Annotated in this window: 1 protein-coding gene; it reads right to left on the bottom strand. The window is 65.7% G+C overall.

Going from position 1 to position 924, the window contains the following annotated elements:
* Positions 1-10 precede the first annotated feature (10 nt).
* Positions 11-924, bottom strand: a 914-nt coding sequence (locus JKL45_RS29630) for a YihY/virulence factor BrkB family protein (RefSeq protein ID WP_201865351.1), incomplete at its 5' end; no start/stop codon positions are given.

Raw genomic sequence — 924 nt, 5'->3', positions numbered from 1 at the left:
CCGCCACCTGTCAGCGCCGGAAGTCGCGGTCTTTCTCCACTTCCATGCCGCTGACGTCGAGCTCGGCCCCGACCAGCACGACCGTGACGGACAGCCAGATCCACAGCATGAACCCGATCATGGTACCGACTGACCCGTACAGCTCGTCCAGGGTGCCGAGCCACGACATGGCCCACGAGAAGAGCAGCGAGGCGCAGACCCAGAGGAGCGAGGCGGCGGCGCTCCCGAACGCGATCCAGCGCCAGTCCACGGTGTCCCGGTTCGGTCCGAAGCGGTAGACGACCGAAAGCGCCAGCCCAACCACAACCAGGATGGCAGGCCAGCGGAGCAGATCGAGGATGTGCTCCGTTGTCGCCTCGAGCCCCACCACCCGCAGGAGGCCGGGAAACAGCACCACCGCCGCGATGGCGAAAAACGCAAAGGCGATGCCGCCGATGGTGAAGGCAAGCGACTTCGCGATCAATTTCAGGAGGCTGCGCCTGTCCTTCTGGCCATAAACCGTGTTCAGGCCGCGAAACAGCGAGGTCGTGCCCCGGTTGATGCTCAGCACGAGCGTGGCCGCTCCGACAACCGAGGCCACGCCGAGCTGCTCGGTGTCGGAGGCGCCGCTTGTCACCATGTACCTGATCTGGCGGGAGATGACCCGGACCGCGTAATCCGGAAGCACGCTCGGCAGGGTTCCCTGAAGGACGTCCGCCAGCCTCGGGCCGGCAAACAGGCTGTAGAGTCCCACGATGGCGGCGATGCCGGGAAAGACCGCGAGCACGACGAAGAACGCGACGCCCGAGGCAATCGTCGTGACGTCGTCATCGTAGGCGCGATAGCCGGTGCGCCTGAGGATCCGGAACAGACGGTGAATGGTCGCCTCGTGTGCTTGCTGGCCTATGGCACCAACGCGCTCGGTAAGCGACTGGCCCATGCTGG

Origin of the sequence: Microvirga soli, assembly GCF_016734765.1 — a bacterium.
GTDB lineage: Bacteria > Pseudomonadota > Alphaproteobacteria > Rhizobiales > Beijerinckiaceae > Microvirga > Microvirga soli.
Note: the sequence above shows the minus strand (reverse complement) of the source record. Positions and strands in the feature narration are given on the sequence as shown.